At 33.6% G+C, this 19633-nt stretch carries 21 protein-coding genes and 1 other annotated feature; of the genes, 18 read left to right on the top strand and 3 right to left on the bottom strand.

The genetic code is table 11. The features are described 5' to 3' along the window. Positions 1-112: 112 nt before the first annotated feature. Positions 113-1021, top strand: a complete 909-nt coding sequence (locus tag CLLU_RS14610) for a polysaccharide deacetylase family protein (RefSeq protein ID WP_106010521.1) — start codon at positions 113-115, stop codon at positions 1019-1021. 86 nt (positions 1022-1107) lie between these two features. After that, positions 1108-2607: an N-acetylglucosaminidase gene (locus CLLU_RS14605; protein WP_242977663.1), complete on the top strand. Its 1500-nt coding sequence runs from the start codon at positions 1108-1110 to the stop codon at positions 2605-2607. Positions 2608-2693: 86 nt separating this feature from the next. On the opposite strand, the gene CLLU_RS14600 is transcribed toward CLLU_RS14605, so the two are convergent. Continuing rightward, complete coding sequence (locus CLLU_RS14600; protein ID WP_106010520.1) at positions 2694-2936, bottom strand: metal-binding protein; 243 nt, start codon at positions 2934-2936, stop codon at positions 2694-2696. 232 nt (positions 2937-3168) lie between these two features. Between CLLU_RS14600 and CLLU_RS14595 the strand changes: the two genes are divergently transcribed. From CLLU_RS14595 to CLLU_RS14535, 13 genes are all read left to right on the top strand, one after another. After that, positions 3169-3744: a nucleoside recognition domain-containing protein gene (locus tag CLLU_RS14595; RefSeq protein ID WP_106010519.1), complete on the top strand. Its 576-nt coding sequence runs from the start codon at positions 3169-3171 to the stop codon at positions 3742-3744. Positions 3745-3761: 17 nt separating this feature from the next. Next, positions 3762-4280, top strand: a complete 519-nt coding sequence (locus CLLU_RS14590; RefSeq protein ID WP_106010524.1) for a spore maturation protein — start codon at positions 3762-3764, stop codon at positions 4278-4280. A gap of 76 nt (positions 4281-4356) precedes the next feature. Then, a complete protein-coding gene (locus CLLU_RS14585) occupies positions 4357-4935 on the top strand; it encodes a uracil-DNA glycosylase (RefSeq protein WP_106010518.1) in 579 nt (192 codons plus the stop codon). A 22-nt stretch (positions 4936-4957) separates the two neighbouring features. Then, positions 4958-5214: a binding site (T-box leader), on the top strand. 97 nt (positions 5215-5311) lie between these two features. Next, complete coding sequence (metG, locus tag CLLU_RS14580; protein WP_106010517.1) at positions 5312-7246, top strand: methionine--tRNA ligase; 1935 nt, start codon at positions 5312-5314, stop codon at positions 7244-7246. Between the two features lie 97 nt (positions 7247-7343). Continuing rightward, positions 7344-8117 carry a TatD family hydrolase gene (locus CLLU_RS14575; RefSeq protein WP_170065765.1) on the top strand — a complete coding sequence of 258 codons (774 nt, stop codon included), beginning with the start codon at positions 7344-7346 and terminating at the stop codon, positions 8115-8117. Between the two features lie 321 nt (positions 8118-8438). Then, positions 8439-9479, top strand: a complete 1041-nt coding sequence (locus tag CLLU_RS14570; RefSeq protein WP_106010516.1) for a 3D domain-containing protein — start codon at positions 8439-8441, stop codon at positions 9477-9479. 77 nt (positions 9480-9556) lie between these two features. Beyond that, entirely contained in the window at positions 9557-10111 is a 555-nt protein-coding gene (rnmV, locus tag CLLU_RS14565; RefSeq protein ID WP_106010515.1) for a ribonuclease M5, read from the top strand. Position 10112: 1 nt separating this feature from the next. Further along, a complete protein-coding gene (gene rsmA / locus CLLU_RS14560; RefSeq protein ID WP_106010514.1) occupies positions 10113-10958 on the top strand; it encodes a 16S rRNA (adenine(1518)-N(6)/adenine(1519)-N(6))-dimethyltransferase RsmA in 846 nt (281 codons plus the stop codon). Positions 10959-11060: 102 nt separating this feature from the next. Continuing rightward, positions 11061-12395 carry a DUF7922 domain-containing protein gene (locus CLLU_RS14555; protein ID WP_106010513.1) on the top strand — a complete coding sequence of 445 codons (1335 nt, stop codon included), beginning with the start codon at positions 11061-11063 and terminating at the stop codon, positions 12393-12395. Positions 12396-12399: 4 nt separating this feature from the next. After that, the gene (locus CLLU_RS14550; protein WP_106010512.1) at positions 12400-12996 is read left to right on the top strand and encodes a PsbP-related protein; all 597 of its coding nucleotides are present in this window, start codon (positions 12400-12402) and stop codon (positions 12994-12996) included. Between the two features lie 233 nt (positions 12997-13229). Further along, positions 13230-14021: a YhfM domain-containing protein gene (locus CLLU_RS14545; protein WP_420536059.1), complete on the top strand. Its 792-nt coding sequence runs from the start codon at positions 13230-13232 to the stop codon at positions 14019-14021. A 72-nt stretch (positions 14022-14093) separates the two neighbouring features. Further along, a complete protein-coding gene (locus tag CLLU_RS14540) occupies positions 14094-14942 on the top strand; it encodes an Mrp/NBP35 family ATP-binding protein (protein ID WP_106010510.1) in 849 nt (282 codons plus the stop codon). Positions 14943-15065: 123 nt separating this feature from the next. Then, positions 15066-15254, top strand: coding sequence for a ferredoxin (locus CLLU_RS14535; RefSeq protein WP_106010509.1), 189 nt, complete (start codon positions 15066-15068; stop codon positions 15252-15254). Positions 15255-15331: 77 nt separating this feature from the next. Here CLLU_RS14535 and CLLU_RS14530 read toward each other — a convergent pair whose 3' ends face one another. Beyond that, positions 15332-15523 (bottom strand): hypothetical protein, encoded by a 192-nt coding sequence (locus CLLU_RS14530; protein WP_106010508.1) that lies wholly within the window; start codon positions 15521-15523, stop codon positions 15332-15334. Positions 15524-15671: 148 nt separating this feature from the next. Here CLLU_RS14530 and nrdD point away from each other — a divergent pair, with 148 nt between their 5' ends. The 3 genes from nrdD to CLLU_RS14515 all read left to right on the top strand — a co-directional run bounded on the left by nrdD (position 15672) and on the right by CLLU_RS14515 (position 18766). Next, positions 15672-17777: an anaerobic ribonucleoside-triphosphate reductase gene (gene nrdD / locus CLLU_RS14525; protein ID WP_106010507.1), complete on the top strand. Its 2106-nt coding sequence runs from the start codon at positions 15672-15674 to the stop codon at positions 17775-17777. Between the two features lie 26 nt (positions 17778-17803). Then, entirely contained in the window at positions 17804-18313 is a 510-nt protein-coding gene (gene nrdG / locus CLLU_RS14520) for an anaerobic ribonucleoside-triphosphate reductase activating protein (RefSeq protein ID WP_106010522.1), read from the top strand. An 87-nt stretch (positions 18314-18400) separates the two neighbouring features. Beyond that, positions 18401-18766, top strand: coding sequence for an ArsR/SmtB family transcription factor (locus CLLU_RS14515; RefSeq protein ID WP_106010506.1), 366 nt, complete (start codon positions 18401-18403; stop codon positions 18764-18766). 43 nt (positions 18767-18809) lie between these two features. On the opposite strand, the gene CLLU_RS14510 is transcribed toward CLLU_RS14515, so the two are convergent. Beyond that, complete coding sequence (locus CLLU_RS14510) at positions 18810-19442, bottom strand: MBL fold metallo-hydrolase (protein ID WP_106010505.1); 633 nt, start codon at positions 19440-19442, stop codon at positions 18810-18812. Positions 19443-19633: the final 191 nt, after the last annotated feature.

Here is a 19633-nt window from a genome sequence, read left to right as displayed (position 1 = left end):
ATAATAAATGGTAGAATATATAGATGTAATATTAAATTACCTTATATGATAGCTTTATTATAAAATGGAAATGTAACACATTAAATTAATATGTGCGGGGAAAGTGAAGAAGATGATACATAAAAAAGCATTGATTACGGTGGCCTTAATATTTTTTATTGTGGCTGTGTCCTATGGTATATATAGAATTAAAAATTATAATGTGAATCGTGAGGGAAAAAATCATGATCAAATAAATTTGAAGGTGAACCACACTAAAAAAGAAGATATAAATAAAAATGGTAATCAATTGAATACAGCTAAGGGCAGAACATTTACAGGAGAAAATTTAAAATACAATACCCAGTCTGTTCCAGTATTATATTATCATTCCATAGGTTATGAAAAGGGAAATGAATTGAGGATTCCAAAGGAAAAGTTTAGAGAACAGATAAAATACTTGAAGGAAAATGGATATACTGCTCTTACCATGGATGAGTTCTATGAATTTCTAATTTACAATAAACCTATACCAGATAAATCTGTGCTTATAACTTTTGATGATGGTTATAGCGATAATTATGAAAACGCTTTTCCAATATTAAAAGAATTTGGGCTTAAAGCTACCATATTTATGATTACAAGCAGTATTGACAATGAAAAAAATTTTTTAACTTCCAGTCAGTTGAAGGAAATGGAGAACTATGGAATAGAGGTGGAAAGCCATACTGTAAATCATGATAAATTAGATGAATTATCTTATAGTGAGCAGTTGACTACATTAAAAAATTCTAAGGATTCTTTGGAAAAGTTATTGGGTAAAAAAGTTGATTACATTGCATATCCCTATGGGAGGTGGAATCAGGACACTTTAAAAGCTTCAAAGGCTGCTGGATATAAATTGGCTTTTACGGCAGCAGCAGGTTGGGCTAACAAAGATGAAGGATTGTATACACTGGATAGAGTATATGTAAGTGCCAATCATGATATTGACGAATTTCAGAGACGACTTACAAATGATAACTACAATAGTTCAAATTGAGCTTGCATGTAATTTGTGATGAAATGTGAAACTAAAAAACTTTTACAATGAAAAGAATGATATATTATTTTGGGGGGTGTAAAAATTTGATTAGTAGAAAAGAAGTAAAGTCCATTATTTTGGCAGCAATTTTTTTAATGGCGTTTTTTCAATTTAAGGTATTAGCACAATCTTCTCTGGATGCACCTAGAGTAGATATTGATGTCAATAAAGAGTGGACTGTTAAATTTAATAGTGAACTGAAACCAAGCACTGTAAATAATACTAATATATCCATTACAGATGAAAATAATATTCAGGTACCTGTGATAGTGAGCCTGAGCAGTGATTCTACTACTGCAATAATAAGTCCTAAGACAGGGGGATATGATCCAGGAGAAAAATATAATCTCTTTATAAGTGATGAGGTGGAATCAGCTTTGGGGGAGAAACTGCGCAGTCCTGTACATATGGAATTTACCACGGTAAACAATTATTCAGATGGGACAAACTATTCCGATCTTCCCAGCATAAGTTCCAATGAGTTTGAGTACACACCGCTTTTGTCATCTCAAAAACAGGGCTTTTTTCTGAATTGTAATAATTGGACAAACATTCAATATAGAATTTTTGTAAAAGGGGAACAACAAAATGATTATACGGAATTGACGGATGGATATACCAGTGCTGTAGATGGAAAAGTTACAGCTGTAAAAACATTGAGTTCGGGTACCAATGGACAGGAGTACAAAGCAATTATTTATGTGAAAAGAACAGGGGTTTCGGGAGCTCATAAAGATGAGAATACGGAGTATGACAATTATTTTATAGATTATTTTAGATGTGTAGAAAGTTTAAGTTCAAGTGGCAATACGTATACTGATTATGATACGACTCTGGATCAGATGGTAAATACTCAGCTTAATTCCAGCAGCAAACCGGTTTTTGTGGAAAATACCATAATGAATAATGCTGCATCCAAAAATCAGATAAAATATTATACAAATCCAGATAATTTTATAGATTATTATGGAAGATATCAGTTTTTAAAGCTTACTTACTCAGAAGGACTTACTGAAGATAGTCTGAATAGTTTTTTAGAAGGGAAAAAAATTTTTGAGGGAAAGGGACAGGCATTTTTAGATGCCGCCAAAAAATATAATATAAATGTATGCTATCTTGTTTCTCATGCAATGCTGGAAACAGGATATGGAACTTCTCAACTGGCTAATGGTGGAGCCCTCGACAGCGATGGCAATTACCTTTATGGTAAGCCTGTATACAATTTTTTTGGTATAGGAGCTGTAGATGAGGATCCTGTGGTTAAAGGAACTGAAAAAGCTTATGAAAATGGGTGGTTTACACCGGAAGAAGCTATAGATGGAGGAGCAAAGTGGATATCGGAGCAATACATAAATAATCCGTCAGGGAGTCAGGATACACTGTATAAAATGAGATGGAACCCTACTAATCCGGCACAGCATCAGTATGCTACGGACATAGCCTGGGCATATAAACAGATATCCAATATAATAAAATCCATACAGGAGGTATCATCGGGTGCTGATACTGTTCTGGAGTTTGAAATACCACGATTTAAAAAATAGGTTTAAATCATATCAAATGAATAAAACAGTCTTGAAACGGGAATTGATTCCTGTTTTAAGACTGTTTTTTATTAAAAATTTTTTTATCAATTCAACATATTTTTTATACTGGTTGTACCTGTATCTTCTGCGAAGGGGGCGCAAAATTGAAATGTTTTTTCATGACCGCATTCAGAACAAATGCAGTCACATATATCATAGGGGATACCATTGATCACAACTATATCTGAATCCTTAGCTATGTAGTCTCCACCGCATATTTCACAAGGAGTATCATTTATAACTGAATATTCGCTTTCTATATATTTCATTATATCTCTAATGGTCATTATTAACCTCCAACAAAAAATTATCACAACATAAATGGTAGCACTCTTAAAAAGTATTTTCAATAGCAGAAAAATACTTTTGGGCGGAATTCAGCGGCAACATGAAGAATGCATATTTGAAGCTGTGAACCTGTTTGAATAAATAGGCTTATATATATTTGAACTGTCATATATTAACTATATAGAAAATATCGGCATACAATATTTATTTGAAAATCGGGGGTGAGTTATTTTGATCAATATCATATGGTTTTTCATCTTGTGTTTTGGAATATGTTTTGGCATATTGGGCGGAAAAGGGGAAGAAATATCGAAGGCTATTATTTCATCCTCGGATTCAACAGTAAAACTTGCTATAAGCTTGTTGGGTATAATGTGTCTTTGGTGTGGAGTGATGAAAATAGCGGAAAAAAGTGGACTTACGGATAAAATAGCTAAGATTATGAGACCTATTTTAAAAATATTGTTTAAAAAAGCAGCAGAAGATGAAAAGACCATGGGGGCAATAGTCATGAATTTAACTGCAAATATGATGGGACTGTCTAATGCGGCTACACCATTTGGTATAAAGGCTATGGAAAAGCTTAACAACCTTAATAAGAAAAGAAGTGAAGCAAGTGACGATATGGCTTTGTTTTTAGTACTGAACGCAGCCTGCATACAATTTATACCTACTACGGTTATCTCTATAAGAGCTGCGGTGGGTTCAAAGAACCCTGCAGAAACTATAATACCCGGGGTAATAGCAACTGCGGTGGCAGCGGCAGTAGGAGTGATATGTTGCAAGATAATGGAAAAATATTTCTGAAGAAAGGGGAGGATAATTTGGATTACATAATAAAAGCAATAATACCCATTATAATATTTACAGTAGTTTCATATGGAGTATTTAAGGGAGTCAAGGTATATGAATGTTTTGTGGAAGGAGCCAAAGAAGGTATAATAATATGTATTAGGATATTTCCATATTTACTGGCCATGATAATAGCAGTGGCAGTGTTCAGAGAGTCTAGAGCTCTGGATTATTTTATAGCAGTTGTAAAGCCCGTGGTTAAAATCATAGGACTTCCTCCAGAAGTGGTACCTTTGGTACTTATAAAGCCGTTATCAGGAAGCGGTGCTCTTGGGATATTTGCTGAAACCTTAAAAGAATTTGGACCGGATAGCTACATAGGCAGGGTGTCTTCTATAATTATGGGTTCTACGGAAACTATATTTTATACCATCACAGTCTATTTTGGAGCAGTAGGTATAAAGAAAATAAGGCACACACTTTGGGCTGCTGTAATGGCTGATATAGCTTCCATCATAGCTGCAGTTACAATAACCAGAATTATGTTTTAATGGAGTGTTTCTATAAAATCATATTAGTTGTATAATATATTATATAATTGATAGATATAGTTTGGAGTGATTTAAATTGCTTAAATGGAGAGAACTATATGAAGAATGTGTAAATTGCCATAAATGTGGTTTAGGTGACAACAGAACAAATATGGTTTTTGGGGATGGTAATCCCAGGGGAAAGATCATGTTTATAGGAGAGGCACCTGGTGCAGATGAGGATAAGACCGGGCTGCCTTTTGTAGGAAGGGCCGGACAGCTTTTGACAAAAGCCCTGGAATCTATAGGTTTATATAGAAAAGACGACTATTACATATGTAATATTTGCAAGTGCAGGCCGGAAAACAACAGGACACCTTATGGACATGAGGAAGAGGCATGTATTCCATATTTGAGGAATCAGGTGGCACTGGTAAGACCTAAAATAATTGTCTGTCTTGGAGCTACTGCAATGAACTGTATACTGGGAAAAGATTGGAGGATTACAAGAGACAGGGGTAAATGGGTGGAGAGAAAAGGATTTTATATGACGGCTACTTTTCATCCATCTGCAGTGCTTAGGGATGAGAATAAAAAAGCTGTATTTTGGGAAGACTTAAAAAACATAAAGGCAAAATATGAAGAAAATTTTCAAGTAAAAAATGTTGACAGCTAAAAATATATGGAATATTATATTGTTAAATGCGATGAAGGAAAGAGTAGTAAGTGAATTTGTGAAAAGAGAGTCGATAATTTGGTGAAAGTCGAAAATAAATTGCTTATGAACATGGCTCCAGAGTAAGTCATTTGAATTATAAGTAGAATGGCACGGCAGCAACCGTTACAGTGCAAGGTAATAAATAATTTCGATGTTCAAAATTTTGAGTTACCTGATGAGGTTTTTATTGTAAAATAAAAATGAAATAGAGTGGTAAAGCGTATTTTCGCCTCTATATGAAGAGTTTTCTTCATATAGAGGCTTTTTCATTAATTTATATTCCATAAAATATAATTCATTTTAATGTTAAAATCAAGAAAAAGGAGAGAAAAATATGACCAGAAAAACTTATTATATCACTACACCTATTTATTATCCATCCGCAAAGCTTCATATAGGAAATACCTATACTACTGTAGCGGCAGATGCCCTTGCCAGATTTAAAAGACTTACCGGGTATGATGTTATGCTTTTAACAGGTACTGATGAACATGGGCAGAAGATTCAAAGATTGGCAGAAGCCAAAGGAGTCAGCCCCAAGGAATATGTGGATGAAATAGTGGCTGGGATCAAAAAACTGTGGAAAATGATGAATATCAACTATGATAAATTTATAAGGACTACAGAGGATTATCATGTAAAAGCAGTTCAAAAAATATTCAAAAGATTATATGATCAGGGAGACATATATAAGGGAAATTATGAAGGATGGTACTGTACTCCCTGTGAATCCTTTTGGACTGAAACCCAATTGGTGGATGGAAAATGTCCTGATTGCGGAAGAGCTGTAGAAAAGGCAAGTGAAGAAGCATATTTTTTTAAAATGTCAAAATATGCTCCAAGGCTTATAGATTATATTGAAAGCCACCCGGATTTTATACAGCCAGAGTCCAGAAAAAATGAAATGATAAATAATTTTTTAAAACCGGGACTTCAGGATCTATGTGTTTCAAGAACATCTTTTGATTGGGGTGTACCTGTAACTTTTGATAAAAAACATGTAATATATGTGTGGATAGATGCACTGGCAAACTACATAACTGCATTGGGTTACGGAAGTGAAAATCAAGAATTATATAAGAAATACTGGCCAGCAGACGTGCACCTGGTAGGAAAGGATATACTGAGGTTTCACACTATATACTGGCCTATAATGCTTATGGCACTGGGGGAACCTATTCCTAAAAAGGTATTTGGACATGGATGGCTTCTGGTAAATGGAGGAAAAATGTCTAAGTCCAAGGGAAATGTGGTGGATCCTGTAGTTTTAGTAAATAATTTTGGCACAGATGCTGTCAGATATTATCTTCTCAGAGAAATTCCATTTGGTTCTGATGGATTGTTCAACAATGAAATATTTATAAAGAAGATCAATTCGGATTTAGCTAATGATTTGGGAAATCTTCTATCCAGGACTTGTACCATGATAGAAAAATATTTTGATGGAGTAATACCGGCACCGTCGGGAAGAGAAGATGTGGACAATAATCTTATAGACATAGCACTGGATACACCTAAAAAAGTTGAAAAAAATATGGATAATCTTAGGATACCCGAGGCATTGGACAGTATATGGGAACTTATAAATGCGGCCAATAAATATATAGACAAAACTACACCCTGGATATTAGGTAAGGATGCAGATAAAAAAGATAGGCTGGGAACAGTACTTTATAATCTCTCTGAATCCTTGAGAATAATAGCAGTCTGTATTTCACCATACCTGCCCGAAACCAGTGAGAAGATGTATAAACAGCTTAATGCGGATATTGTATCCTGGGATAGTATAGCTTCTTTTGATGGCACTAAAGCAGGAACTAGGATAAATAAGGGAGAGATTTTGTTCCCTAGAATAGATTTAGATAAAAAATTGGAAGAACTGAACAAATTGAAGGAACAGCAAAAGGCATTAAAAGCAGTTAAAATAAAACCCATTAAAGAAGAAATAACGATGGATGATTTTGAAAAACTTGATTTGAGATTGGCAAAAGTATTGGAATGTGAGCCCATAAAGGGAACAAATAAATTGCTTAAGTTTCAGCTGGAGCTGGGAGAAGAAAAAAGACAGATAATTTCGGGTATAGCTAAGTATTATAAACCTGAAGAACTTGTTGGGAAATATGTAGTAATAGTGGCAAATTTAAAACCCATAAAATTAAAGGGTGAAATTTCACAAGGAATGATATTATCTGCAGCTTCAGATGATGGAAGTAAGTTATTTACGGTATCAGTATCAGGAGAACTGCCTACGGGCAGTACAATAAGTTAAAATGAGAAAGCAAAATACTATCAAAAGACGTATGATTTTGATAGTATTTTGCTGTAATTGAGATTGAGCATATATTTTAATTGAAAGGGGTGCAAACATGGCCATAGACATTTTCGATGCACATGCACATTATGATGATGAACAATTTGATAAAGATAGAGAAAAAATAATAGAAGAATTGAAAAACAATAATATAGTAGGAGTACTAAATTGCGGTTCTTCTATGGAAGGTTCTAGGGTTTCTGTTAAATTGGCAGAAAAGCATCGTATATTTTATGCAGCAGTTGGAATACATCCAGAGTATGCGGATAAATGTGACTGCAACACATTAAAAGAACTAAAAGAGTTGACTAAAAGTAAAAAAGTTAGAGCTATAGGAGAAATAGGGCTTGATTATCATTATGAGGAAAATCCATCAAAGAATGTACAAAAATCTGTATTTATAAAACAGATGGAATTGGCACAAGAGTTAAATTTACCTGTAATCATACATGACAGGGAAGCTCATGAGGATACTCTGAATATAATAAAGCAATTTAAAGATGTTATCGGTGAGATTCATTGTTTTTCAGGAAGTGTTGAATTTGCGAGGGAATGTTTGAAGCTGGGATATTATATAGGATTTACAGGAGTGGTTACTTTTAAAAATGCGAAAAAAGTAATAAATGTAGCAAAAGAAGTACCTCTTGATAGGATTTTAGTGGAGACAGATTGTCCTTATATGACTCCAGTTCCCTTTAGGGGAAAGAGAAATAGATCCGAGTATATACAGTCAATTATAGGCAAAATAGCTGAAATAAAAGGATTAAGCATAGATAATATAAGTAAAGCAACGATTTCAAATATAAAATGCTTGCTTGATTTGGAATAATAGTGTAAAATAGGAAAGAGATGTTATAATTTTCAATTTAATTTGCCGCTTTAGTAATTAAAGTTTCAGATGCGACATAGGCTATATTAAGACCACCTAAAAATAAAAAACTGTATTTCAAACAAAAACTATATGACTGATTTTAAAATATGAATTACTTTTATAATACTGCAATCATAAATAAATATTTTATTTATAAATTTTATGCATAAGTATGCATTAGTATTTTGAGAAACAGTTTATAGAGGGTGATATTTGACATAAAATTAGATCCCATTTATAATAGTGGGTATGTCACTTTTGCCCGGAGGAGGTATTTTTATGGTGGAGAGATTTAAGACTTGCTTAGAGAAATATTTTCCCCATGGTCCCAAGATAGAATTTGTTGTGTCTGTAAGTTTAGTTATTTTGATTTTAGTGATGTTTAGTGTAAAAAAAACTGTGACAATTTCAGTAGATGGTAAAAATATAAAGACTGTGGTATTCAGCAGTACTTGCGGAAAGATTTTAGTTGATAATGGAGTTAAGGTAGGACCAAAGGATAAGGTAAAACCTAGTCTGGATAGTAAGATTAAAGATAATGATAAAATAACAGTTATGAGGGCAGTAGAAGTTGAAGTAGCAGTTGATGGCAAAAAATTTAATATAAAATCTGCAGAAGATAATGTAAGAAATTTGCTAAAAAGTGAAAATATCAAGACTTCAACTTTGGATAAAGTATATCCATCCAAAAATCATTCAGTCAAAAAAGGAATGAAAATAGTGGTAACCAGGGTTAAAGTCAAAAATGTGAAGGAAAGCAGACCTATAGAATATGAGACGGTTTTAAGACAGGATACACAAATTAAATATGGAACTAGAAAGCTTTTACAAGAAGGACAAAAAGGTGAGAAGGAAACTGTAACCAGAATAATATATGAAGACGGCAAAGAGGTTTCAAGAAAAATAGTAAAAGAAATTATAAAAAGGAAACCTGTTCAAAAAGTGGTGGCTGTAGGTACATTGACAAGCGGAAACCTTTCCAGGGGTGGAAGCCTTAATTATGCCCAATCTATTAAAATGAGAGCAACTGCATATACTGCAGATTATCAAAGTACAGGCAAGAGACCTGGAGATCCGGCATTTGGCATAACTGCTTCAGGCACCGTTGCGAGGAGAAATACTGGAAATTATAGTTCTATAGCAGTTGATCCTAGAGTAATACCACTTGGTACAAAGCTCTATGTGGAAGGTTATGGTTATGCCATAGCTGAAGATACAGGAGGTGCTATTAAAGGTAATAGAGTGGATTTGTTTTTCAATTCAGGATCAGAAGCCAATAACTGGGGCGTAAAATGGGTGAATGTTTATGTAATTGGGTAGGAGCAGGTGCTCCTATTTTTTCTTTGATTTGTATAATTTATATGGAACTAATCGAGGGCCGTTAGAGGAGGAAGTTTATGATTAAAGAAGTCATAGTAGTTGAAGGAAAGGATGATATAGCAGCGGTTAAAAGGGCTGTAGATGCGGAACTTATAGCTGTAGGAGGGTTTGGAATAAATAGGAAGGTTATAGACAGAATAAAGGAAGCACAGAAAAGACAAGGAGTTATAATACTCACCGATCCGGATTTTGCAGGAGAAAAAATAAGAAAAATAATATCAAAAAGAGTTAAAGGCATAAAGCATGCGTATATATCTCAAAAAGATGGAATTAAAAATGGAGATATAGGAGTGGAAAATGCGCTCCCAGAGACTATAATAGATGCTTTGAAAAATGCAAAATGTGAGATAAAAGAAAAGCGGAAAGAATTCGATATAAATGATATGGTGTTTTTTGGGCTCACCGGAAAACCTGATTCTAAAGATAGGAGAGATACTTTGGGAAAGGAACTGGGTATAGGATATTGCAATACTTCACAGTTTTTGTTCAGGTTAAATAATTATGGAATAACAAAAGAAGAATTTAAGATAGCTGTTGATAAAATAAATAAAAGGATAAACAAGGTGAGATAGTATGAATAATTTATCTACGGAAGATATAGTAAGAAAATATGGTTTTAAATTTTCCAAGTCACTAGGGCAGAATTTCTTAATAGATACATCAGTACTTCAGGAAATAGTAGATAGTGCAGAAATAGATAAGGAGGATGTAATTGTAGAAATAGGTCCGGGAGTTGGAACTTTAACACGAGAACTTTTAAAGAACGCAAAACTGGTGATTGCCATTGAAGTTGACAGGGATTTAATTCCTATTTTGAAGAGGGAATTGAAAGAGTTTACAAATTTTCAATTGATACATATGGATGTACTGAAGATGGACTTTTCCAGCATAGCACGTGATGCAGACAGTGTAAAAGTTGTGGCAAACCTTCCATATTATCTCACCACCCCTATTATTATAAAGCTATTGAACAGTCATTACAATTTTAAGACTTTTACCATAATGATACAGCAGGAAGTGGGGGAAAGAATTGCAGCAAAACCCAATTGCAAAGAATATGGTGCATTGTCCGTACTTGTCCAATATTATTGTGATGTTGAGCTTATAAAAAAAGTAAGCCCTTCTTCATTTATTCCAAGACCTAAAGTGAATTCTATAGTTATAAAATTAATTAAGTTACATAAGCCCAGAGTTAAAGTTAAAGATGAAAAGCTATTTTTTAAAGTTGTAAGATGTGCTTTTAATATGAGAAGGAAAACATTGTGGAATGCTGTAAAAGTATTGAAGATACCTAAAGTGTATATGGAAAATGCCTTTAATATGGCAGAGATTGATCCTAAAAGAAGGGGGGAGACATTATCACTGGAGGAATTTGGAAAATTGTCCGACTGCATATATGAAATATCCCTAAAACTGTAAACAGCAAAATATGATTTTTATATAGAAGTTAAAACTATTTGTTCACTTTTTGGAAGTTACTTCATATATTATAATGAATATAATATATGGAGGTATAGGAAGTTGGCTCAAAAAAAGAGTTATAGTAGATACTTTATAATATTACAGGAAGACGAAAAAGGATACTCTTTAGCTTCTGATAAAATTGCTTCAGGATATGCAAAATTGGAGATGAAAAATGACAAGTGTAAAATATCCTATTATGTACAGAATTTGAAGAAAGAAAAAACACCCTATTATATGATACTTATATGCAATAAAAAGGATGCAAAAAATATAATTAAAATAGGTGAAATGAACATAGATGATTATGGAAGAGCGGATATATGTTATGAGTATCCTGTAAGCGATGTGGCTGGCAGTGGTGTAGCCATGGATAAGGTGTCAGGGGCTGCCATAGTCAGAATACTAGATAATAACATAATATCTGTGATGAGTGGATTTGCAAGCACAGAGATACCTGAATGGAAAGATTTTGCCGTATTGGAGGATAGAAGCAAGAGTTCGAAGGGAGAAAAGGATAAGAAAGTTGAAGAACCCGAAACTGTTGAACTGAAGGAAGATAAGAAGAGTATATTTGACAAATATGAGGAAAGCATAGAAAAAGCTAAGATCAATAAAGAAAAAGAAGAGAACATAAATGAAGAGTCAGGAAAACAGAATGAAAAATCGGATAGCGAAATACCTGTGCAAGATCCAGAAGTAGAAGATATATGCAGTAAACCGGAAGAGCAAAACGAGGAAGCTTTCAGGGATGATAAAAATGAAGAAGAAGATGAAAAGGACCAATTTAAAGATGAAAAGAAGGAAATAGAAAATGATGAGAATAAAACTCCAGAAGATAAGAGACAACATGAAACTGTAGAAGAAGATAATTTAATATATGTAAATAATCCTATCGATAAATCCTATAAAAAATCGGAGCAAAATACCCGTAAATGTAAAAAGTCAGAAACTACAAATAAATATGAAGATCACCATGAAGGCCATAAGGGAGATTTTTTCAGCAACCTTATGAGTGGATTTAAGGAAACTAAAAGCATAAGCAAAGAATTGAAGAGATGCAAGTGGTATAAGATACCTGTGAGCTCCATGGAAGACATGTATAATATGGATGATTACAATAAATATGCTTTAGTATATTATCCTATGATAGGATATTATCCGTATATAAAAAAACACTGCCACTATCTTACAGGATATAAGTATGATAAAAAAGGCAGAATAAAGTATTTGATATATGGGATTCTGGGAACCAGGGATAAAAGAGATCAACCTTATGGAGGTAAGTCCGGGTTTGTTACATGGATATCTTTAAAGGACAAAAATAAAACAGGGTATTGGCTGATGTTTTATGATTTTAGGACAAATACAGTTGTAATACCTGTGAGAAAATAATATTATGGCATCTTTTGTTAAAGTAGTATCTATAAACAAAAAAAAACTTGGAGTTACCATAATTATAATAGGGCTTATGATAATTCTCTTTGGACTTGAGAAAAATTTTGATGTTAAATTAAAGTTTACAGCATTAATGCAAAATGATATAAAATCTTTAACCCAGTATAATGGATTGAAGGGCAGATTGAAATATGAATTGCCATCCAGTTGGAGCTGCAGAAATCAGGAAGTATTCGGGGATGAAATAGTATATCACAGTGATTTTAAAAGTGCAGATGGCAGGATAAATGGTTTTGTTCAGGTATGGAATTTAAAGGGAAATTTGAAAGAATTCTTACGAAACAGTGAGATTATATCTAAAAAGCAGAATTTATACAAAGATTATAATATAAGACAGATTGATATAAATGGAACAAATGGGTATTTGCTTGAATACACTATTACGAAAGAAATTGGAGATAGTTATAGGGGTATAGAGTATTTTATGAAGCAGGGGGGACAATTTTTGAGATTTTCTTTTTTTGTAAAGGACACAGACTTTAAGGAAAATATGCCCACTATATTTGAAACCATTGTGAAAACTATGAAATATAGATGACAGGATATATTTGCTCCCTTTCAGGTTTAATTGCGTGAAAGGGGATTTTTTTGTTATAAGTATGTTATAATATTTATAGATTTTTAGCATAAGAATAAGTGGGATTTCCATACAACTGATAAGTGATAAAAGGGATCTCCCGTTAAAAAATTCATAATATTTAATAGCAGGTGAGTAAATTGCGACAGGTCACTAGAAAAGGATTAAGTGTATTTTTAATATTAGGTACTTTGATGTCAGTCATGTTGTTCAGTGGCTGCAATAAGATAGATGAACTTAAGGTTAAGGTTGGTTTGAAAAATTCAGACTTTGAGTACATAAGAGAAGGAAAAGTTGATAAAATAGTTATTCAAAATATAAGGGATCAGGGATTTAAGTTTGTAGTTACTGATCAAAGTGCAATTAAAGATCTATATGATATATTGTCTTCAGGAAAAAAAGTATCTAAAAAATCTTTACTGCAGCCGGATTACATATTTGAGATAGATGAAGGAAATAATAAAGTCCACAAATTCAATTATATAGTAGGACTTGATAAAAAAGATCTAGGTAACCTATACAGCAATAACCAGGTTTTTATTATATCGAAGAGAATAGACAGCGATATAATAAACAACTTTTGGAACATAAGAATGCCTCCAAATAATTTTAAACAAGTTTATTATGGTTCTATAATGAGTGCTTTGAATGAATATTTTCAAGGTGAGGATAAAAATAAAAAGATAGGAATAAATCTTAATGATGATATAGATGGAGCTAGGTTCATATTGTCTACGGAAGTGGAGGAATTCAAGTCAAACTTGAATGACAAATTTAAGAATGCTTCCATTGGCAATAACAATAAGGATAAGTATGATATATGGGTTACGATAAAAACTGAAGGATATAAGTCTACATTATATAAGGCAACTGTTACATTTTGGGATACAAAAAATGAAAGTGAAAAGATTTACTACATATATGATACTTATAGTGGTGCTGGATGGAATATAAAAGTATATAAAAATAAACCAAAGAATTTTTAGAAGGATCTTTTGCAGTAACAATATATTGTAAATAGAAGATGAGAATATCAAAAGTTATAGAGGTGGTTAAAAATGAGTAGTTGTGATAACTGTTCAAGTAAAGCAGCATGTAATGGTAAAAATAAAAATGAGTGTAATTTTGTATTGCCTAAGTATGGCGGAATAAAACATATAGTAGGCGTTATGAGTGGAAAAGGTGGGGTTGGGAAATCTACGGTTACAGGAATATTAGCTGTAAAATTAAAAAATGCAGGTTATAAAGTAGGAGTACTTGATGGAGATATAACAGGACCATCTATGCCCAGGTTCTTTGGAATAAATGACAAAAGAGCAGATATAGTTCAAGTGGGCGGAGAACAAGAAGTACAATTTTTACCTGTGGAAACCTCCATGGGAATAAAAGTGATATCTTTAAATCTTTTGACAGAAAAAGAGGAACAGCCTGTTATCTGGAGAGGACCTATGATAACGGGTGTGTTAAAGCAGATGTATTCTGATACAAAATGGGAGGAACTGGATTATCTTCTTATAGATATGCCTCCGGGTACAGGAGATGTAGCTCTTACCATAATGCAGCAATTTCCACTGGAGGGAGTGGTTATAGTTTCTACTCCTCAAGATATGGTGTCTATGATAGTAAAAAAAGTGGTTATAATGGCAGAGGAGATGGATATAAATATTATAGGTGTAGTAGAAAATATGTCCTATGTGAAATGCAGCAGCTGTGGAGAAAATATAAGGTTGTTCAGTAAAAAGTCTGCTAAAGAACAAGCTCAGTATCTGGGGTTGAAGCTGCTGGAAGAAATGCCTATAAATTCTGAGCTGGTAGAAAGTATGGAAAATGGCGGAGCAGAACGTTACATAGAATATTGTTCCGAGTACGATGAGCTGCTGAATAATTTTGAAGTTGCTTTAAAATAATTTAAATATAGATATAATAGATCAGCTTTTCGGGAATAATACAGATGAAAATTTATTTTATATATAGTATCAAGTTATGGTGAAAGGAGTGAAGATCCTGTTTACGAATAACAGGAGTATGTTATGAAAGCAGTAGTTGATAAAGATGTCTGTATAAGTTGCGGATTATGTCCAAGTACATGTCCTGAAGTTTTTGAAATGGATGATGATGGGAAAGCGGTTGCCATCTCGGGAGAGGTTCCCGAAGAATCTAAAGATTCCGCAAAAGAAGCAGAGGAAAATTGTCCGGTTTCTGCTATTACCGTAGAATAGAGGAGAGCACATAAATTAATTTTAGGATTCAGAATGATGTTCATTTATTCTGAATCCTAAAATACTGTAAAATAAAGTTAAAATATATTCATAAAAGAGGTATTTTTGAGTTTATCATTTGCCATAAACATAGAATCAGGGTTTATATTTACAGTGTCTCCTATTTTAGCACTGTAAGGTAGATGAGAAATGCTTATATCTGCAATTGAGCCATCCTTAAAACTTACAAGGGCGTCTGTTACGTTTAAGTCTATTATTTTGCCAATCATATAAATTCCCTCCTAAAGATTAAATTTTTATTAGTTTTATCATTATTTTGATTATTATTCTTAGAATTTTAAAATTGATTTTTCCTATTTGCCATAGTATAATAAGTCAGGTATGAATACAATATATAGTGGGTGGGAGGATTAATATATGCTACATGTTGTGAAAAGAGATGGAAGAAAGGTTGGTTTTGATTCTATTAAGATCACCAATGCAATAAAGGGAGCTTCTGACGAGATAGGATATGAATTGAAAGAAAGTGAATTTATTGATTTGACTCAAAAAGTTATCCAACATATAGAAGAATTGAATTTAGAAGAGATACATGTGGAGGATATACAGAATATAGTTGAAGAAGTACTTGTAAAAAGGGGATATCTTAAAATAGGATTATCCTATTCAAATTACAGGAGAGAAAGAAATAATATAAGAGAAATAAAATCGGATCTTATGAAGGCCATCGGCAAAATAGGAATTCAGACAGACAGGGATAATGCCAATGTGGGGAACAATTTCAGTGCAAAACTTTTGAGAATAGCCAGTGAATCCAATAAATGGCACAACTTAGCCACCATGCCGAAGTATTTGGCTAAAGCACATGAAAATGGAGATATATATTACCATGACTTGGATTCTTATAATTTGACTGTAAATTGTCTTCATATACCAACTAAAAAAATGCTTTTAAACGGGTTCAATACAGGATATGGTAATATACGATCTCCTAAGAGAATAGAATCTGCTGCAGAGTTATCCTGTATAATTTTACAATCATCACAAAATGACATGTTTGGTGGACAGTCCCATCCGGATTTTGACAATGACATGGCTGTTTTTATTGAGCCCACAAGGAGAGAAATAATTGATAATCTGAAGGCAGTGGGAATAGATGAGTGCAAGATAGAAGAAAATATGGAACAAAAGCTTAGGAAAAGTATACATCAGGCAATGCAGGGAATAATATATAACTTGAATACAATGCATTCAAGGGCAGGTTCCCAGGTACCCTTCAGTTCCATAAATATAGGGGTGCCTAGATCGAAAGATGCCGCTCTGGTATGTGAAATATTTCTTCTTGAATATGAAAAAGGTTTGGGTAAAGGGGAGCAGCCCATATTTCCCAATATAATATTCAGAGTCAAAAAAGGTGTAAATGGGAATGAGGGAGATCCTTATTACTATCTTTTTAAGTTGGCATGCAGGGTAGCTTCAAAGAGAATGAACCCTACTTTTATGAATTTGGATTCGGATTTTAACAAGATGTACTATGACAAGGGAATTTTACCTGCCACTATGGGATGCAGGACCTATGTCTGTTCAAATGTAAATGGAAAGTCAGGTCCAGAGGGAAGGGGAAATATAGCCCCTGTTACTGTTAATTTGCCACGAATTGGCATTATGTCCAAGGGAAACATTGCTAGATTTTTTGAACTCCTCGATAAAAGACTGGAGCTTTCAAGGCAGTCTCTTATGCACAGGTATGGAATTTTAAAAAGATTAAAAGTAAAAGATCTGCCCTTTGTGGCTGGGCAAAAGCTTATGAAGGGTGCTGAAAATCTAGGTCAGAATGATTCCATAGAGTCAATATTAAAACAGGGCACCTGGGCAATAGGTTTTATTGGACTTGCAGAAACATTGGTGGCTTTGACCGGGAAACATCATGGGCAGGATGAAGATTCAAGAAATTTAGGAATACAGATAATTACTCATATAAGGAACTATACCGATAAACTTACAGAGGAAACACACTTGAATTGGAGTTGTTATGCAACACCGGCAGAGGGTCTCAGTGGAAAGTTCATAGTTCAGGACAAGAAGATATTTGGTGAAATACCGGGAGTTACAGATAAAAAATATTACACCAATTCCTATCATATTCCGGTAGGATTTCATATATCCATAAAAGACAAAATTGATATTGAAGCACCTTATCATAAATTGTGCAATGGAGGACATATAAGTTACGTGGAGCTGGATGATTACCCATCGGAGGAAATTGTAAGAAATATAATAAATTATGCCTATGACAATACTAATATAAGCTACATAGGTATAAATTTTCATATAAGATATTGCAGAGAATGTGGTACTTATCTGCATGGAGAGGCAGTATGCCCTGAATGCGGGAGCAATAGCATACAGGGAGTATCCAGAGTCACGGGGTATCTGTCACTGGATGAGAGATTCGGAGAGGGAAAAGCTGCGGAGAGAACGGACAGGTTATCCCAGGGAAATAGCAGACACGTATATTCTTAAATTGGTTATGGGGGTGAATTTTAATGTTGAGGAAAAAAGTCAGGCTGGCAGGCATTGTCTATGAAAGTTTGGTAAATGGGCCGGGAATGAGAAGGGTGTTTTTTGCTCAAGGCTGCAGTCATGGCTGTAAGGGATGCTTTAATCCCTCCACCCATGACTTTAAAAGCGGGAAACTTATGAATACGGATGAGTTGATTGAACAAATTAAATCTAATCCACTTATAACTGGAATCACATTTTCGGGTGGTGATCCTTTTGAACAGGCAGAAGAGTTTTCCTATATGGCTGGTAAAATTAAAACATTAGGTCTGAATATATGGTGTTATACAGGATATACCTTTGAATATATTCTGAATAATGGGCAAAAATTCCATTGGCAAAATCTTGTGAATAATATAGATGTGCTGGTGGACGGAAAATTTGAAGAGAGCAAAAAAAATAGTACACTTAAATTCAGGGGATCAAGTAATCAAAGGATTATTGATGTAAATGCCAGCTTGATATCCCATAAAGTTGTAGAAATATTCTATAATTAAAAATTATTTTTAAACTGGAATTGTTGATTTTGGTTGAAAGGTGCTGATGATATATATTATAATATTTCATAGTGGGGAGTTGATAACATGAAAGAAAATCAAGGGATTGATGTATGTTCCTGTACTGAAATTCATGAAGATTGTATAGAGTGTGTCAAGAACAGCATGCTGGAGGAAAAAGTTTTCAGGGATCTTTCTTCACTTTTCAAAGTGTTAGGAGATTTTACAAGAATTAAAATAATATATGCACTTTTCAAAAAGGAATTGTGTGTATGTGATATAGCAGAGATACTCAAAATGAGCCAGTCTGCCATATCACACCAGCTTAGAATTTTAAAAACAGCTCGTTTGGTTAAGTTTAGAAGAGATGGAAAGTCAGTGTATTATTCCTTGGATGATGAGCACATCAACAGGCTGTTTAATGCAGGATTAGAGCATGTAGAGCACAATTAGAATATTTCTCAGATATCAGCTCAAAAGTGATCTGCTTTGAAATTTATTTGAAATCAAGTATTTTAACTGAGTTGTATTCCTGCAAATTATTTTCTAGAGTCAGTGTATTGCTTTTAAGTCTTTCTGCATTTTTCATGTATTTAAGGAATTTTTCCAGGCCATCCAATTCAAAAGTCAAGGAGGAAGTTTTATAATGCATCGGAATTATTATATGGCTATTGATGGATTTTGCAAGTGATGCGGCTTCCTTGCCATCTATGGTGAAATTGCCGCCTACAGGAATTAGCAGTACATCTATGGAACCTAATTCTTCCACTTCCTTACTAGACAGTGTATACCCCAAGTCTCCTAAATGGCATATTCGATAGCCATCCATTTCTATTATGAAGATTATGTTTTTACCTCTCTTTGCACCTTTTACTTTATCATGATAAGAAGGTATTCCTATAATATTTATGCCGCATAAATTGAAGGAACCGGTTTCGTTTATAATGTGACTGCATTTTATATCCTGTGTATAGTTGTGATCAAAATGATTGTGACTTATTGTAATTAAATCCACTTCCCCTTGAAAAATCTGATATCCCACAGTTTCATCAAAAGGATCTGTAAGAAGTCTATGGGACTTTGAATCCTCTAATAGGAAAGAGGAATGACCTAACCACTGTATTTTCATGAAAACATCTCCTTTTTTATAGTATTATATCATTTAAATATTTTATTTGAAATATAGTTATTTTTTAGAGTTTCCCCAAAATAAATTATTTCAGATATATCTAGGGCTATACTTCTAGTGCTTCAGCTATAAATAATTGTTGTGGAGCCTTGGTTTTTAAAACTGGTTGGATAAAATTTTTAATTCCAGTA

Source organism: Clostridium luticellarii (genome assembly GCF_002995845.1).
Taxonomy (GTDB): domain Bacteria; phylum Bacillota; class Clostridia; order Clostridiales; family Clostridiaceae; genus Clostridium_B; species Clostridium_B luticellarii.
Note: the sequence above shows the minus strand (reverse complement) of the source record. Positions and strands in the feature narration are given on the sequence as shown.

Coding starts and splice junctions, on each gene's coding strand:
- CLLU_RS14510 (WP_106010505.1), bottom strand. CDS start 19,442: ATGAAAATACAGTGGTTAGGTCATTCCTCTTTCCTATTAGAGGATTCA.
- CLLU_RS14535 (WP_106010509.1), top strand. CDS start 15,066: ATGAAAGCAGTAGTTGATAAAGATGTCTGTATAAGTTGCGGATTATGT.
- rsmA (WP_106010514.1), top strand. CDS start 10,113: ATGAATAATTTATCTACGGAAGATATAGTAAGAAAATATGGTTTTAAA.
- CLLU_RS14600 (WP_106010520.1), bottom strand. CDS start 2,936: ATGACCATTAGAGATATAATGAAATATATAGAAAGCGAATATTCAGTT.
- nrdD (WP_106010507.1), top strand. CDS start 15,672: ATGCTACATGTTGTGAAAAGAGATGGAAGAAAGGTTGGTTTTGATTCT.
- rnmV (WP_106010515.1), top strand. CDS start 9,557: ATGATTAAAGAAGTCATAGTAGTTGAAGGAAAGGATGATATAGCAGCG.
- CLLU_RS14545 (WP_420536059.1), top strand. CDS start 13,230: ATGTCAGTCATGTTGTTCAGTGGCTGCAATAAGATAGATGAACTTAAG.
- CLLU_RS14570 (WP_106010516.1), top strand. CDS start 8,439: ATGGTGGAGAGATTTAAGACTTGCTTAGAGAAATATTTTCCCCATGGT.
- CLLU_RS14610 (WP_106010521.1), top strand. CDS start 113: ATGATACATAAAAAAGCATTGATTACGGTGGCCTTAATATTTTTTATT.
- CLLU_RS14575 (WP_170065765.1), top strand. CDS start 7,344: ATGGCCATAGACATTTTCGATGCACATGCACATTATGATGATGAACAA.
- CLLU_RS14550 (WP_106010512.1), top strand. CDS start 12,400: ATGGCATCTTTTGTTAAAGTAGTATCTATAAACAAAAAAAAACTTGGA.
- CLLU_RS14530 (WP_106010508.1), bottom strand. CDS start 15,523: ATGATTGGCAAAATAATAGACTTAAACGTAACAGACGCCCTTGTAAGT.
- CLLU_RS14540 (WP_106010510.1), top strand. CDS start 14,094: ATGAGTAGTTGTGATAACTGTTCAAGTAAAGCAGCATGTAATGGTAAA.
- metG (WP_106010517.1), top strand. CDS start 5,312: ATGACCAGAAAAACTTATTATATCACTACACCTATTTATTATCCATCC.
- CLLU_RS14515 (WP_106010506.1), top strand. CDS start 18,401: ATGAAAGAAAATCAAGGGATTGATGTATGTTCCTGTACTGAAATTCAT.